Origin of the sequence: Paenibacillus durus ATCC 35681, from assembly GCF_000993825.1 — a bacterium.
Lineage (GTDB): Bacteria > Bacillota > Bacilli > Paenibacillales > Paenibacillaceae > Paenibacillus_AQ > Paenibacillus_AQ durus_B.
On record NZ_CP011114.1, the window covers coordinates 5546152 to 5561374 of the forward strand.

Annotated in this window: 18 protein-coding genes; 1 reads left to right on the forward strand and 17 read right to left on the reverse strand. The window is 52.8% G+C overall.

What is annotated here, in order from left to right:
* Positions 1–42: 42 nt before the first annotated feature.
* From rplK to VK70_RS26085, 14 genes are all read right to left on the reverse strand, one after another.
* A complete protein-coding gene (gene rplK, locus VK70_RS26025) occupies positions 43–468 on the reverse strand; it encodes a 50S ribosomal protein L11 (RefSeq protein WP_025691673.1) in 426 nt (141 codons plus the stop codon).
* A 69-nt stretch (positions 469–537) separates the two neighbouring features.
* A complete protein-coding gene (gene nusG, locus VK70_RS26030; RefSeq protein WP_025336689.1) occupies positions 538–1071 on the reverse strand; it encodes a transcription termination/antitermination protein NusG in 534 nt (177 codons plus the stop codon).
* Between the two features lie 21 nt (positions 1072–1092).
* The gene (gene secE, locus VK70_RS26035) at positions 1093–1284 is read right to left on the reverse strand and encodes a preprotein translocase subunit SecE (protein WP_025699365.1); all 192 of its coding nucleotides are present in this window, start codon (positions 1282–1284) and stop codon (positions 1093–1095) included.
* A 21-nt stretch (positions 1285–1305) separates the two neighbouring features.
* A complete protein-coding gene (gene rpmG / locus VK70_RS27615; RefSeq protein ID WP_081755001.1) occupies positions 1306–1455 on the reverse strand; it encodes a 50S ribosomal protein L33 in 150 nt (49 codons plus the stop codon).
* A 395-nt stretch (positions 1456–1850) separates the two neighbouring features.
* A complete protein-coding gene (gene sigH / locus VK70_RS26040) occupies positions 1851–2495 on the reverse strand; it encodes an RNA polymerase sporulation sigma factor SigH (RefSeq protein ID WP_025699363.1) in 645 nt (214 codons plus the stop codon).
* Between the two features lie 164 nt (positions 2496–2659).
* On the reverse strand, positions 2660–3181 hold the full coding sequence (locus tag VK70_RS26045; RefSeq protein WP_046723997.1) for an NYN domain-containing protein: 522 nt from the start codon (positions 3179–3181) through the stop codon (positions 2660–2662).
* Between the two features lie 2 nt (positions 3182–3183).
* Positions 3184–3948 (reverse strand): 23S rRNA (guanosine(2251)-2'-O)-methyltransferase RlmB, encoded by a 765-nt coding sequence (gene rlmB / locus VK70_RS26050; protein WP_025691677.1) that lies wholly within the window; start codon positions 3946–3948, stop codon positions 3184–3186.
* An 18-nt stretch (positions 3949–3966) separates the two neighbouring features.
* Complete coding sequence (locus VK70_RS26055; RefSeq protein WP_025691678.1) at positions 3967–4377, reverse strand: Mini-ribonuclease 3; 411 nt, start codon at positions 4375–4377, stop codon at positions 3967–3969.
* Entirely contained in the window at positions 4374–5780 is a 1407-nt protein-coding gene (gene cysS, locus VK70_RS26060; protein ID WP_025695491.1) for a cysteine--tRNA ligase, read from the reverse strand. The genes VK70_RS26055 and cysS overlap by 4 nt, the downstream gene beginning before the upstream one ends.
* Before the next feature lie 53 nt (positions 5781–5833).
* On the reverse strand, positions 5834–6526 hold the full coding sequence (cysE, locus tag VK70_RS26065) for a serine O-acetyltransferase (protein WP_025695490.1): 693 nt from the start codon (positions 6524–6526) through the stop codon (positions 5834–5836).
* A gap of 484 nt (positions 6527–7010) precedes the next feature.
* Positions 7011–8474 carry a glutamate--tRNA ligase gene (gene gltX, locus VK70_RS26070; protein ID WP_025695489.1) on the reverse strand — a complete coding sequence of 488 codons (1464 nt, stop codon included), beginning with the start codon at positions 8472–8474 and terminating at the stop codon, positions 7011–7013.
* A gap of 51 nt (positions 8475–8525) precedes the next feature.
* Positions 8526–9014: a 2-C-methyl-D-erythritol 2,4-cyclodiphosphate synthase gene (gene ispF / locus VK70_RS26075; RefSeq protein ID WP_025695488.1), complete on the reverse strand. Its 489-nt coding sequence runs from the start codon at positions 9012–9014 to the stop codon at positions 8526–8528.
* Positions 9011–9709: a 2-C-methyl-D-erythritol 4-phosphate cytidylyltransferase gene (gene ispD / locus VK70_RS26080; protein ID WP_025695487.1), complete on the reverse strand. Its 699-nt coding sequence runs from the start codon at positions 9707–9709 to the stop codon at positions 9011–9013. Before ispD ends, ispF begins: the two co-directional genes overlap by 4 nt.
* Positions 9710–10019: 310 nt before the next feature.
* Positions 10020–11108 carry a PIN/TRAM domain-containing protein gene (locus VK70_RS26085; RefSeq protein WP_025695486.1) on the reverse strand — a complete coding sequence of 363 codons (1089 nt, stop codon included), beginning with the start codon at positions 11106–11108 and terminating at the stop codon, positions 10020–10022.
* A 194-nt stretch (positions 11109–11302) separates the two neighbouring features.
* Here VK70_RS26085 and VK70_RS26090 point away from each other — a divergent pair, with 194 nt between their 5' ends.
* A complete protein-coding gene (locus VK70_RS26090; RefSeq protein WP_025695485.1) occupies positions 11303–11698 on the forward strand; it encodes a nucleoside triphosphate pyrophosphohydrolase family protein in 396 nt (131 codons plus the stop codon).
* 121 nt (positions 11699–11819) lie between these two features.
* Here VK70_RS26090 and pssA read toward each other — a convergent pair whose 3' ends face one another.
* From pssA to radA, 3 genes are all read right to left on the reverse strand, one after another.
* Positions 11820–12557 (reverse strand): CDP-diacylglycerol--serine O-phosphatidyltransferase, encoded by a 738-nt coding sequence (pssA, locus tag VK70_RS26095; RefSeq protein WP_046723998.1) that lies wholly within the window; start codon positions 12555–12557, stop codon positions 11820–11822.
* Between the two features lie 66 nt (positions 12558–12623).
* A complete protein-coding gene (gene disA, locus VK70_RS26100) occupies positions 12624–13697 on the reverse strand; it encodes a DNA integrity scanning diadenylate cyclase DisA (protein ID WP_025693615.1) in 1074 nt (357 codons plus the stop codon).
* An 11-nt stretch (positions 13698–13708) separates the two neighbouring features.
* The gene (gene radA, locus VK70_RS26105) at positions 13709–15076 is read right to left on the reverse strand and encodes a DNA repair protein RadA (protein ID WP_025693614.1); all 1368 of its coding nucleotides are present in this window, start codon (positions 15074–15076) and stop codon (positions 13709–13711) included.
* Between the last annotated feature and the right edge of the window lie 147 nt (positions 15077–15223).

The following is a 15223-nucleotide window of genomic DNA, read 5'->3' on the forward strand; positions in this document are numbered from 1 at the left end:
ACATAATGCGGTCTCCAGGAGACCGGTCTGCACGAAGTCGAATTAGTCTTCGATCGTGATGCCCATGCTGCGGGCAGTTCCCTCAACCATACGCATAGCCGCTTCCACGGATGCAGCGTTCAGGTCGGGCATTTTTTGCTCAGCGATTTCACGCACTGCGGCGCGGTTCAGCTTGGCAACTTTTTTCTTGTTCGGTTCGCCGGAGCCTTTTTCTACTTTCGCAGCGATGCGGAGCAGAACAGCAGCCGGAGGAGTTTTGGTGATGAACGTAAAGGAACGATCCTCGAATACCGTGATTTCAACCGGGATAATCAGACCGGCTTGGTCGGCGGTACGGGCGTTGAATTCCTTACAGAATGCCATGATGTTGACACCTGCTTGACCAAGCGCCGGACCTACCGGAGGCGCAGGGTTCGCTTTCCCTGCAGGAATCTGCAGTTTCACCATTTTGATAACTTTTTTAGCCATGAGTGACACCTCCTTGACCTAAGTACTGGACTCGAACGGCAAGCCGTCCGTTCACAAGAAACCCTTGTGTTATATTTTCTCCACTTGAGTGAAATCCAACTCCAGCGGGGTTTCTCTTCCAAACATGTTGACATGAACCTTGATCTTGCTCTTGTCAGCCAAAATTTCTTCCACGGAGCCCACAAAATTCGCAAAAGGACCAACCATAATGCGTACGGATTCCTTTATTTCGAAATCGATCTTCGGTTTCGGCTCAACCATGCCCATATGCTTCAGAATTTGTTCAACCTCTTCCGGAAGCAATGCAGTTGGCTTGGAACCCGAACCCGTCGAACCTACGAATCCCGTAACGCCCGGCGTGTTGCGAACAACATACCAGGAATCATCCGTCTGAATCATTTCGACCAAAACATAACCGGGGTAAACTTTACGCATGACGGCCTTCTTCTTGCCATCCTTGTTTACCACTTCTTCTTCCATAGGAACAAGAACGCGGAATATTTTGTCTTCCATGCCCATGGACTCAACGCGCTTTTCCAAATTGGCTTTGACCTTGTTCTCATACCCGGAGTAGGTATGAACGACGTACCATCTTTTTTCCATATCAAGCCACCTGGGACCTCTCTAAATAATCGCTTCGATCACAGCGGAAATACCGATGTCCAGAACCCAGAAATAAAGCGCGACAACTACGATTGTACCTAGAACGATCAATGTATAGTTGGTTAGTTCTTTACGATTGGGCCATCGAACCTTCTTAAGTTCAGTCCAGCTCTCAGTGAAAAAGGAAAACAAAGACTTGAAACTGCGTTTCACGCCGACTACACCTCCAACAAACTATCTAGTTTCGCGATGAGGAGTTTGCGCATTGCAAAACTTGCAAAACTTCTTCAACTCCATGCGGTCGGGATGATTACGCTTGTTTTTGGTCGTCGCGTAGTTTCTTTGTTTGCAACTTGTACAAGCCAAAGTGATAATTACCCGCATGCTGTGCACCTCCCGAAACGTTCTCTCGATTCGCAGAACCGAAAGACGCAAAAATTGATCCCATGAAAAAAACGGCTGTCCGTTCTTTTCGTGGATGGCATCTCTTTTTCAAAATATAATCAAAGCTCCAGCCTAAAGCCTCAACTTTGTTTATATCCAAAAAAAGCCGCGAATTTGGGCCTACCTAAAACACTTTATCATAACGCCAAGCCCAATGTCAACGAATTTCTGAAACAACTTGTCCAAGCGTGTCCGCATTCCTTATTCTCCAGCTTTCACTTGCATCCGCCGGTCTGATATCTAGTATTATATATTTCCGCCATAGTTAAACCATCCGACAGTTCTCCAATTAAAAAAAGACTCGTATACGAGCCTTTCCGGTTCATATTATATCACTAATTGTCACGCACTTCCAGATATCTTTCAAGTTTCCGCTTTACCCGCTGCAGAGCGTTATCAATCGACTTCACATGCCGCTTCAGATCCTCGGCGATTTCCTGATAAGACCGTCCATCAAGATAGAGCATCAGCACTTTACGCTCCAAATCGCTGAGAATTTCAGCCATCTTGTCCTCAAGTCCGATGAATTCTTCCTGATTAATGATCAGTTCCTCGGGGTCGAGCACCTGCGAGCCGCAAATAACGTCCATCAGAGTGCGATCCGAATCCTCATCATAAATCGGCTTGTCCAAAGAAACGTAAGAATTCAGCGGAATATGCTTCTGGCGTGTGGCCGTCTTGATAGCTGTAATGATCTGCCGGGTAATGCACAGCTCGGCAAAAGCCTTGAAAGAGGACAACTTGTCACCCTTGAAATCACGAATCGCCTTGTACAGGCCGATCATGCCTTCCTGCACAATATCCTCGCGATCCGCTCCGATCAGAAAATAGGACCGGGCCTTAGCGCGCACAAAATTGCGGTATTTGTTGATCAGATGTTCCAACGCGCCACCGTCACCGCTTCGAAAAGCTTCGACGATGTCTTCGTCGCTTATGAATTCATACTCGGAAAGCATTAGTTCCTTGAGGTCGACACTCACCAAGAATCCCCCCGGCTGCAACGCAGGACGCATCGTTACTTCGTGAAATATACGAACAGTATATATTACGTTACCTTACACCGTCAATAACGTTTTAACCAAGTATCAATCATCAATAACATAAAATTACAGTTTTCTGGAACTTCCCTAACATGTCCGGATATTTATTGTCTTCGCCAATCTTCCAGCCGGCTGCGTACTTCGGGCGGGAGCTTATCCTCAAGGGTATGCCGGGAGGAACGGGTATTTCGCGGTTCGATTGTCTTTTTGACCTCCCGCTGCATCTCCTCCACCTCCAGCCGGAGCTCCCTGGCCGAAACTCGCAGCGCTCCCTGTGCAAAAATGACATGCTGCTCGGTTGAATCGCTGGTGGCCACATAAATCTGCCGGCGGCGGTGGCTGTACTCCCCGACGAGCCGCTCGATACACTCATCCGCCGTTTCTTTTTCCTTCGTGAAATAGACTTGAACCTTGCCCTGGATAAAAGAACGGCCGAGGCCCGGCACCCGATAGGCGTCAAACACGGCGATAACGCGCCGCCCCGAATAGGCCTGATAATCGGCGAGCAAATCGAGCAGCCGGTCACGCGCTTCCTGCATGCCGGTCTGGGAAAGCGCAGCGAGCTCCGGCCAGCCGCCGATCATATTATATCCGTCCACCAGCAACACATCGCGCAGGTCTTTCATCGCTATTCCGGTCTGCGACGGCGCCGCAGCACCTCGTACATAATAACGCCCGCGGCTACAGAAGCATTGAGTGAGTTGATTCTACCAACCATCGGAAGCTTCAGCAGCATATCGCATTTTTCGCGGATCAGCCTGCCCATGCCCTTGCTCTCGTTCCCGATCACTACCGCAACCGGACCGGTAAAGATATCGGAGCCGAACAAATCCTGATCTGTATCGACATCCGTTCCGACAACCCAGATTCCAAGCTCCTTCAGTCGGTCGATTGTCTGCCCCAGATTCGTTACCCGCGCAACAGGCACATATTCCACCGCACCGGCGGATGTCCTCGATACCGTGGCTGTTATTTGCGCAGAACGCCGTTTGGGCACAATTACACCATGAACCCCGGTGCAATCGGCGCTGCGGAGGATTGAACCCAGGTTATGCGGATCTTCTATTTCGTCCAGAAGCAGCAGGAACGGAGGCTCCCCCTTGGCTTCAGCGGCGGCCAACAGATCCTCGACTTCCGCGTAGGCGTAAGGAGCGGCCTGGGCAACCACTCCCTGATGCTGCAATCCGGGAGCAAGCTGATCCAGCTTGCGCTTATCTACATGCTGGATAATGACGCCCGCCTGACGGGCTTCGGCCACGATGGGAGCCGTCAGCGCTTTTTGCGCGTTCTCCGCGATCCATATTTTATTAAGTGTCCGGCCTGCGCGCAGCGCTTCAAGCACCGAATGCTTGCCGGCCAATATTTCTTCGGTCTTATCGTAATCTTCAACCATAATGGTATCCTCCCGGTTCTAACTTTCCATTTGCTGAATGCCCCTGTGTATCAATTCCTGCAACCTTGCCTGCTGCCCGGTGTAATACAGATAGCCGATCAGGCATTCGAAGGCCGTGGCGTAGCGATACTCCAGCACATCGGCATTTTTCGGTATGGTGCCCGACTTGGCGTTGCGTCCCTGCCGAATTATGTCCTTCTCCTCATCCGTAAGCTCCGGTTCCAGCAAGCTTAGAATCTTGCTCTGCGCTTTGGCCGACACGAACCCGGTCGCAGCGCGGTGAAGATGATTCGGGCGCAGGTTGGGACGCGAAATGAGATACTGCCGTATCGCCACCTCATAAATCGCGTCTCCAATGTACGCAAGCACTATAGGTGAAATCAGCTTAACCGGCTTGGAAGGCGAATAAGGAAACCAGCCTTCACTCATTTGCGCTTCCACCGCATTCCCTGCGGAGTATCTTCAAGCACAATACCCATGCCGTTCAAAATATCGCGAATTTCATCGGCCCGGCTCCAGTTCTTCGCTTTCCGCGCTTCCACGCGCTCCTCGATCAGGCGCTCTATTTCGTCGTCGGTGCCCTCTTCTTCCGTTTCGGGAACAAGCCGAAGCACGGCGTTCATCTCTTCAAAAGCCTTCAGCAGCGCAGCCAGATCAGCCGCCGGCAGATTATTGTCCGCCATCGCCGCATTGGCCGCGTTCACCCATTCAAACACAGCCGTAATTGCATCCGGCGTATTGAAATCGTCCTGCATTTTTTCATGGTACTGCTTCAAAATGGCCTCGAGCTTAGCCGCGAGCTCTGCACTCGGCTCCCCTGCGGCGTCGCCTTCTGCCAAATCCAGGCGGTACTTGACGTTTCCTGCGGCGCTTGCTATCCGTTCAACGCTTTTCTCTGCCGACTGCAGCGACTCTTCGCCGAAGTTCAGCGGGTTCCGGTAATGCGTCGAGAGCATGAAGTAGCGGATCGCCCCCGCTTTGTAGCGGCTGCGGAAGTCTTTGACGAGCAGACCGTTGCCGAGTGATTTCGACATTTTTTCGTCGCCGATATTGAGAAAGCCGTTATGCATCCAGTAATTTGCCAGCGGCTTGCCGGTCAGCGCCTCGCTCTGCGCGCATTCGCATTCATGATGCGGAAAGGTCAAATCCTGCCCGCCGCCGTGGATATCGATGGTGTCTCCCAGGAATTCGCGGGCCATGGCCGAGCACTCAATATGCCAACCGGGGCGTCCATTTCCCCATGGGCTGTGCCAGAAGATCTCGCCCGGCTTCGCCGCTTTCCACAGCACGAAGTCTTCAGGATTCTCCTTGCGCGAATCGACTTCGACGCGAATGCCGAACTGAAGCTCTTCCAGGTTCTGGCGGGACAGCTTGCCGTAGCTCTCGAATTTGGCGGTGCGGTAGAAGACATCCCCGCCGCTTTCGTAAGCATAGCCTTTATCCACCAATTCTTTGATGAATTCGATAATCAAATCCATACTCTGCGTCACGCGCGGATTACGGGTAGCCGGTCTAGCCCCAAGACCTTCAATATCCTCAAGGAACGCCGCAATGAACTTCTCGGCCACTTCGGGCACAGTCATGTTCATCTCTTCGGCCTTGCGGATCAGCTTGTCGTCCACATCCGTAAAGTTGACCACATAATCGACCTCGTTGCCGAGCTGCTCAAGATAGCTGCGAACGATATCGAACACAATGACCGGCCTTGCATTTCCGATATGGATGTATCCGTAAACGGTCGGACCGCATACATACATTTTAACTTTGCCCGGGACAAGTGGAATGAATTCCTCCTTGCTCCGTGATAACGTATTGTAAATACTGAGCGCCATACTGCTCAATCCTTTCTCGCTCGGCCTTGTCAGGGCCGTCGCCAGTTGCCTGGTTAAATTTCGTAATCTCCGAAATACTGCTCGCTTTCCAGCCTGCGCTGCTCCGCCTTTTGCCCGTCTTCCCCGCCGATCTGCTGGCGCAGTTCTTCGATCTCTTTTTGCAGAAAACGCAAGGAATCGATAACCGGATCGGGCAGCTTCGTATGATCCAATCTGTCTCTTACCCGCTCTCCGTTGCGCTTCACGATGCGGCCGGGATTACCCACAACCGTACTGTTGTCCGGCACTTCCCGCAGCACGACCGAGTTCGAGCCGACGTTGCAGTTATCTCCAATCCGGAATGAGCCGAGCACTTTGGCACCGGAGCCAATAACCACATTATTGCCAACGGTTGGATGGCGCTTCCCTTTCTCTTTACCTGTTCCTCCCAGTGTGACCCCCTGGTAGATGATAACATCGTCGCCAATTTCACAGGTTTCTCCAATAACCACGCCCATACCATGATCGATGAACAATCTTTTGCCTATACGCGCGCCGGGATGAATCTCGATTCCTGTCATAAACCTGCTGAATTGCGACACCATGCGCGCCACCGTAAACCATTCGCGTCTGTATAAGCGATGGGCAATCCGGTGAGCCCAGATCGAATGCAGACCGGCATAAGTAAAGAAGACCTCGAACCGGCTGCGGGCTGCAGGATCATTGTCAAGCACCACCTGAATGTCCGCTTTGATATGCTCAAACATCGCGGTTCCCCCTCCATGCTTCCTCGCCTCCTGTTGTCAGGCAGAGCGAAGAAGATAATCCGCTTTTTTCTTGATCTCTATAAGCGGCCGCTGCAGTCTCTATATTTCAACAAAAAACGCCCCTGCAGCATAAAGCTGCAGAGACGTCGTCGCGCGGTCCCACTCTGCTTGGACAATGACTCCCGCCTAAAAAACGGCAGGCTCTTTGTCCCCCTTGGCATCCGTAACGGTGATGTCTCCGGCGCGGCCTAACGGTGCCTAATACGAGCAACCGCTCAACCGCACAGCTCACAGGCGCATTTTCCACGGTGTGCCATGAATAACTTCCAGCCTGAAAAGGCAGACCTTTTCGCGGTTATTCTCTCTGTAAATGGCTGTTATACGCGTACTTCTCCTGATCGCAGCTTTTTCGATTATTTTCTACTCTTTATCTTAGCGAAAAGCGCAAGGACTGACAAGAGGATTTGCCTATTCCCCAAGACTTTTAGGCTCCTTTTATCTGGGCCTTGAGACGGTCGATGACACGGCTGCGCCCGATGAGGGCAATAGTCGCATTAAGGTCGCGCCCGTGCGTCTGCCCGGTTACAGCGACACGGATCGGCATAAACAGCGCTTTGCCCTTGTTCCCCGTCTCCTTCTGCACTTCCTTAATTAATGCCCCGATCGCCGCAGGTGTAAACTCTCCAGCCGCTTCAATCTTCGTCAAAAAGGCAGAGAGCACTACCGGAACTTGGCTTTCCGAAAGGATTGACGCCGCTTCCGCATCCAGTTCCAGATGGGTACGGAAGAAAATTCCCGACAGATCGACAATATCCGAAGCCGCCACCATCTGCTCCTGATAAAGAGCGACAAGGCTTTCCGCCCAAGCGCGCTGCTCATCGCTGAGCTCCGCAGGCAGTCTTCCGGCCTTTTGCAAATGAGGGATCGCCAGATCGGCAATCCGCTGCGGATCGGCATGCTTGATATAGTGGTTGTTCAAATGCGCCAGCTTGTTGGTGTCGAATACAGCCGGACTCTTGGACAGGCGGTCGGCATTAAAGATAGAGATCAGCTCTTCTTTGCTGAAAATCTCTTCCTCCCCTTCCGGCGACCAGCCCAGCAGCGCAATAAAGTTGAACAGCGCTTCCGGCAGGTACCCCAGATCCTCGTACTGCGAGATGAACTGGATAATCGATTCATTGCGCTTGCTAAGCTTCTTATGGTCTTCGCCGACAATCAGGGTCATATGGCCGAACAATGGCGCTTCCCATCCAAGGGCTTCATATATCATAAGCTGGCGGGGAGTGTTGGAGATATGGTCTTCCCCGCGCAGCACATGGGTAATCTTCATTAAATGGTCATCAACGGCCACTGCGAAGTTATACGTTGGAATTCCGTCTCTTTTCACAATGACAAAATCGCCCATTTCCGTTGTCTGGAAGGAGATTGGACCCTTGACGATGTCATTAAAGGAATAGGTCCGGTCTTCCGGAACACGGAACCGGATGCTTGCGACGCGGCCTTCCCGTTCATAAGCGGCGCGCTGCTCATCGGTCAGGTTGCGGTGCTTCCCGGAATAACGCGGTGTCTCTCCCCGGGCAAGCTGCTCCTCGCGCTCCGCTTCCAGTTCTTCCTCGGTGCAGTAGCAGCGGTAAGCGAGCCCGCGGTCAATAAGATCCTGCCAGTATACACGGTACAGATCAAGCCGCTCCGTCTGGCGGTATGGGCCGTATTCGCCGCCGACGTCTATGCTCTCGTCCCAATCCATTCCCAGCCATTTCAAATATTTCAGCTGGCTTTCTTCGCCACCGACGATGTTGCGCTTCACGTCCGTATCTTCGATCCGGATAATGAATTTGCCGCCTTGGTTCCGGGCGTACAAATAATTGAATAGAGCCGTTCTGGCATTGCCGATATGTAAATGTCCCGTAGGGCTTGGCGCGTACCGCACCCGGACTTGATCTCCCATTTTAGTTCCTCCGCTCTTTCATTTCGTTGATTCGCTCTACTTGCAGTCATCTCATGATGATAGCATATTTTGGAGCAGGCAGACAATAGATTGAGCCGCAATACCCTCGCCCCGTCCGGTGAAGCCAAGCTGCTCCGTTGTGGTCGCCTTTACGTTGACCTGAGACGGCTGCGCCTCCAGCGCCCGGGCGATAATCTCCGTCATTTGCGGAATATACGGCGCCATCTTCGGCTTCTGGGCGATAATGGTGGAATCGATATTTCCCAGACGGTAGCCGCGCTCCTTGGCCAGCTCCCAGACATGCTCCAGCAGTTTCAGGCTGTCCGCATCCTTGAAGGCGGGGTCCGTGTCGGGAAAATGCCGGCCGATGTCGCCGAGGCCCAAGGCGCCTAGAATGGCGTCGCTGATCGCATGCAGCAGCACATCGGCGTCCGAATGCCCCAGCAGCCCCTTCTCATACGGAATCGTTACTCCTCCTATGATGCACGGCCGTCCTTCGACCAGCTGATGCACGTCAAATCCTTGTCCTACAGCGATCATGCTTGTCCCTCTCTCCTCATAGTTACTGTAAATTCCGCATACTCCAAATCATCGGGCGTTGTAATTTTAATATTGCTGTAGCTTCCTTCCACTACGGCAACCGGTATCCCGGCCCGCTCGGCCAGGCTGGAATCATCGGTGCCGACAAAACCTTCCTTGTCCGCCGCTTCATAAGCCGCGCGAAGCTGTGACAGACGAAAAGTCTGCGGGGTCTGGATCGCCCACAGACTGCGCCGGTCCGGCGTGGAGAGCACTCTCCCCCGCTCGTCTACCTGCTTGATCGTATCCTTGACCGGAACGGCAAGGACGGACGCGCCGGTCCGCCCCGCTTCTTCATAGCAGGCGTCTATATCAGAGGGACGCACAAACGGCCGGACTCCGTCATGGACCATTACCCATTCCGTACTTAGCCGTTCCAGTCCCCGGTATACGGAATGCTGCCGCTCGGCACCGCCGGCTACGATGTCTTTTATTTTGCTCAGCCCGTACTCCTCGCTCCATTTCCGGCAGCGTTCCATATCCTCCGCTCCGGTAACGAGCACGATCTCCGAGATCCGTTCGTGCCGCTGGAACACTTCCAGCGTATGCACGACGATCGGCTTGCCCTGCAGCAGCAGATACTGCTTGCTTTCTTCCGTTCCCATTCGTGTTCCTCTGCCTGCCGCCACAACGACGACGCCGACACTGTTTGCCATTCTTGTAAGCTCCTGTCTTTATCCCGAATCCCCCGCATCGTGCATCCCCAATACATTATAGCGACAACACTTATCTGGCGGGTAATTTCACGTATACCCCCATCATAGCGTGTTTGTCCGGCTTTTCCAAGCCTGGCGGCGTTTACGGAAGGCTTTCTCCTATATAGAGAAAGACGGGACAAACGCCAGAAGAAGTATCGCTTCCCCAGTGGGTCCGTCCGAGGAAGGGGAAGCGTATGAAGAACAGTATGCAGCGCCTTACGAACAGAAAGAGGGCGCTTAAACGGTTCCCCGTTTAAGCGCCCTGGTGCTACTGTGCTTTTTCCAGAAGCTTCGGCTTCGCAAAAATCATCCGCCCCGCCGACGTCTGCAGCACGCTGGTCACAAGCACTTCCATCGTGCTGCCGATAAATTCGCGGCCGCCCTCCACGACAATCATGGTACCGTCATCCAGATAGGCGACCCCTTGTCCGTGCTCCTTGCCGTCCTTGATTACCTGAACGATGATCTCCTCGCCCGGCAGCACCACCGGCTTCACCGCATTGGCCAGGTCATTGATATTCAGCACAGAGACGCCTTGCAGCTCGCATACCTTGTTTAAATTGAAATCATTGGTTACGACTTTGCCATGCAGCACCTTCGCCAGCTTCACCAGCTTGCTGTCCACCTCGGAGATTTCCTCGAAATCCCCCTCGTATATCAGCACCTTAACGTCCAGCTCTTTTTGTATTTTATTGAGAATGTCCAGACCCCGGCGGCCCCTGTTGCGCTTGAGCAGATCGGATGAGTCGGCAATATGCTGCAGCTCCTCCAGCACAAATTCAGGGATGACAATGGTTCCCTCAATGAATCCCGTCTTGCAAATATCCGCAATCCGTCCGTCGATGATGACGCTGGTATCGAGAATTTTATGCTCCTCCGGACCTGGGGCTTCCGGCTCCGTAGCTTGGCCGAACCTTCCAGTTGCCCAGAGCGCCGCCAGCTCCCTCTTCTTCTCAAGACCTATTCGCAGCCCCAAATATCCCAAGCCAGCCGTAACAGGCACCTGAAGGAGCTCGCCTGCTTTGCCCAGCCATGTTATGCAAGGATAGAGCAGCAGCGCCAGCAGCAATCCCCCCAAAATTCCCGCCGTTCCGGCAGCCAATTCATCCATCGGCTTCTGAGAACAGTACCGTACCGCCTTCCGCAGTCTTTCCTCCGCCCAATCTGCGCATAACGCCACCGCGAACAAAAAAATAATGGCACCCAGCACCGCAAACAAAAGACTTCCTTCAATCGGCAGGGTGTTTCCCAGCCTGTTCATGCCTTCCGGAAAATCCCGCTCTGCGGCATGATACAGCGAGTAGCCCGAAAAGCCTCCGCATAGTGCGGCAAATAATAAAATCCATTTTTTCCACATCGTTTACGCACCTCCTTAATCTCACACCTATCCCCCAGTATGTTCCAATTTTCGGAAAGGTAATCGTGGAAGACCCATTTTTTTATGAAAAATGGACATAGAGCCGCTGCCCTCGATTTGTACCTTAGACCCGTTGAAAAAGAGCTTTTGCGTATCATATAATGAACTCAATTAAGAAACGGAGGGAATGGCTAATGAGCGCACCGAGTTTACAGGCTTTTCAAGACCAAGTCTCCGAGTTGCTGCTAAGACACCGTAGTCTTCTGGATGTGCTGTCCAAGAACGGTCAAAGCAGCGCATCAGTCAACCGCGCCGTCGTCAAGGCGATAACGGAGTGCGGCTGTATCGAGCTTCATGCCACCAAGCAAGTGTTTGAATCCGGTGTAAGTCTGGAAGAGGCGAAGGAAAACGCTGGCACTCATGTTAAGGGAGAGTTGTGCGAGAACTGTCGTGAGGTCATTGGCTCCGAGCTTGGCCGGGAGCTGTTCTACATGTCGGCGCTGTGTAATTTGCTTGGGATCAATATGGACGAGGTCGTCGTGAAGGAATCACAAAAATGCGCAACCCTTGGACTGTTCAATTTGTCGTAGATGCCGGATCTGCCATCCAATCTTCCGTATGGTATGCGATCCACCGTAACATAATAAATAAGAGCCGGTTACCACACCCTTCAAGCGTGGAACCGGCTCTTTAATTATTAGGATCGGAGACTTACCCGTTCTTGGAGTGATAAGCCTCGTCATCCGAACGTCTTCTGTTGCGGCGGCGGCGTCTGGCCGCCAGTCTGTCAATATTCTGCTTGAAGCCGTACAAGGCGTATAAGGCCAGCAGAACAAAGATCATTTTAGAAATCTGGTCCGGAAATACAACAGCAACTGCTACAGCAATGATAACGACGACCGGTGCGCCGATGACCGCTTTTCTGGGCAGCCCGACTTTTTTAAAATTCGGATACTTCACCGTGCTGACCATCAGGTAGGACAGAAGCAGCGCAGCGATAACCATGAAAACCGGGGGCACATCCTTATGGAACAGGGACAGCGTCGAAAGTACGCCTCCGGCTGCCGGGATCGGCAGGCCAATGAAATAACCGGGAATACCCGGGTGGACATTGAAGCGGGCCAAACGAAGCGCACCGAACATTGGAAAAATAGCGGTAACCGACCAAGCCAACGCATTATGCAAATCGTGCAGACTTGCCACGTACATTATAAGAGCGGGTGCGACACCAAAGGAAACAACATCCGACAGCGAGTCCAGCTCTTTGCCAAATTCGCTTTCCGCGCCAAGAGCCCGGGCTACACGGCCGTCCAGGCAATCGGCAAGCATCGCGATAATGACCATAATTGCCGCCATACCGATTTTACCGTTGAGCGCCATCATGATGCCGAACATTCCGAGCAATAAATTTCCCAGCGTGAACAGACTCGGAATTGATTTTTGTATCATTTCGTCACCCCCTATATTATTCGGTAGGTCTTAACGTTTCTAACAATACGTGTGATTGTATGTTATTTACATTTGCCTGTCAATAAGAACTTGTTTTTGCAGCCGTTTTAATCCGTCCTGAATTCCCCGCGCCCGCGCCTCTCCGATTCCATCTACCTCATCCAGTTCCGCTATGCTCGCCATCATGAGATTGGGCAGTATTTCGAAACGTTCCACCAGATTACGGATAATGACATTCGGCAGCCGGGGAATTTTGTTAAGCAGCCGGTAGCCACGCGGTGTGACCGACTCTTCGGAAGAGACAGAGGTAGACGAGAAGCCGAGAAGCCGGGCGATATGATTGTCGTCCATCAGCTCATCGTCGCTCGCTCGCTTCAGTCCGGCGATAATTTCGCGGATTTTGTCTTCTTCCTCTTCCCTTGCATAGTCTCTGTACAGAAGCCACGCCTCTTCCTCGGTATTTCCGACCAGTTCTTCCATCTGCATGCTGATCAGGCGTCCTTCGTTGCCCAGCTCGGTGATATAGCGCTTGATCTCCATCTTGATACGGAGCACCATCTCCACACGCTGAATGACACCAACTACTTCAGGCACGGTAACGATGCCTTCGTACTCGGAGGCCGAGAGGTTCGTCAGCGACTGGGTGAGGACGGCTTTATACTTCTCCAAGGTCTGAATCGCTTGGTTGGCTTTGGTCAGAATGACGCCGATATCTTTAAGCGCATACCGGATGGAGCCCTGATAGAGCGTGATGATGTTGCGCCGCTGGGAAATGGATACGACCAGCTTGCCTGTCTGTTTCGCAACCCGTTCAGCCGTCCGGTGGCGGATTCCCGTCTCGATCGAGGTAATCGAGGGGTCGGGAATCAATTGAGTGTTGGCATATAGTATGCGTTTTAGATCTTCACTCAGAATAATCGCGCCGTCCATCTTGGCCAGCTCATACAAATAATTGGGTGAAAAATCACAGTTGATGGAAAATCCCCCATCCACTACCTCCATCACCTCGGGACTGTAGCCGACGACAATCAGCGCGCCTGTCTTGGCCCGCAGCACATTTTCCAGCCCTTCCCGAAAGGATGTGCCCGGTGCGGCTAGCCTGAGCAGATCGTTCATATTTTCCAGTTGATAATCTTTCATTCCTCTGCCCCCTAATTTAATGCGACCGCTAATGCGTCTGCTACGGTACTTACCCCGATAATCTGTATATCCTGCGGATGCTTCCAGCCTTTCAGGCTCTTCTCGGGCATAATAACCCGGCGGAACCCCAGCTTGGCGGCTTCCTTGACGCGCGTCTCCGCGCGCGCGACGCCTCTGACTTCCCCCGTAAGCCCCACCTCGCCGAAGAATACGTCGTACGGCTGGGTCGGGATATCCCGGAAGCTCGAAGCAATACTGACCGCGACTGCCAGATCAATGGCCGGCTCATCCAGCTTAACCCCGCCCGCAACGTTAAGATAGGCATCCTGATTCTGCAGGAACATGCCCATCCGCTTCTCCAGCACAGCGATAATGAGCGCCATCCTTTGGTTATCCAGTCCGGTTGACATCCTCCTCGGCGAGGGGAAATGCGTGGCGGCGACAAGCGCCTGCAGTTCCACCAGCACCGGGCGCGTACCCTCCATGCTGGCTACAACTGTGGAACCCGCTACGCCAAGGGGCCGCTCGGAAAGGAACAGCTCAGACGGATTGCCAACCTCGGACAGGCCGATTTCGCCCATTTCAAAAATGCCGATTTCATTCGTCGAACCGAAACGGTTCTTGACGGCCCGCAGCAGCCGGTACGTATGATGGCGCTCGCCTTCGAAATACAGCACGCAGTCCACCATATGCTCCAGCATCCGGGGTCCCGCGATTGCGCCTTCCTTCGTAACATGCCCGACCAGTACGGTCGCAATGCCGCGAATCTTGGCGATCCGCATAAATCTTGTCGTACATTCGCGAACCTGCGACACGCTCCCCGGCGCGCTTGTCACTTCCGGCAGAAACACCGTCTGTATGGAGTCAATGACCAGAAAATTAGGCTGAATCGCCTCAATCGCTTCCTCAATCGCCTCCATATTGGTCTCACAGAGCACATACAGCTCGGATGACAGGGCTCCGAGCCGGTCCGCCCGCAGCCTCGTCTGACGAACCGATTCTTCTCCTGAAATGTACAGCACGCGCAATCCCTGCGTGGTCAGCGCATGTGAGGTCTGCAGCAGCAGCGTCGATTTCCCTATGCCCGGGTCGCCTCCCACAAGCACTAGAGATCCCGGCACAATCCCGCCCCCAAGCACCCGGTTTAGTTCTCCGATGCCGGTCAATATGCGCGGTTCCTGATCGCTTTCTATATTTATGATGGACTGCGGCTTTTCTTTACTATGAAAAACGGGAGTGCTCATTCCCTGAGTTTTGACTACGCTTTCCGTTTCCTCCACCATGCTATTCCAAGCCTGACATCCCGGGCATTTCCCGAGCCATTTCGGAGACTCGTACCCGCATTCAGTGCAGTAAAATTTTGTTTTTGTCTTTGCCATAATTTCTCCTTCGAACCGTTTAACCATGCCGCCGCTTCTTCAAATCGCGGATTTTTCCCTGTCAATCAAAGTTTACCATTTAAGGGCGGTGAACGAAAGAGCATTCGGGAAATGGGTACAGCATATATATCCATATATGCCAAAAAA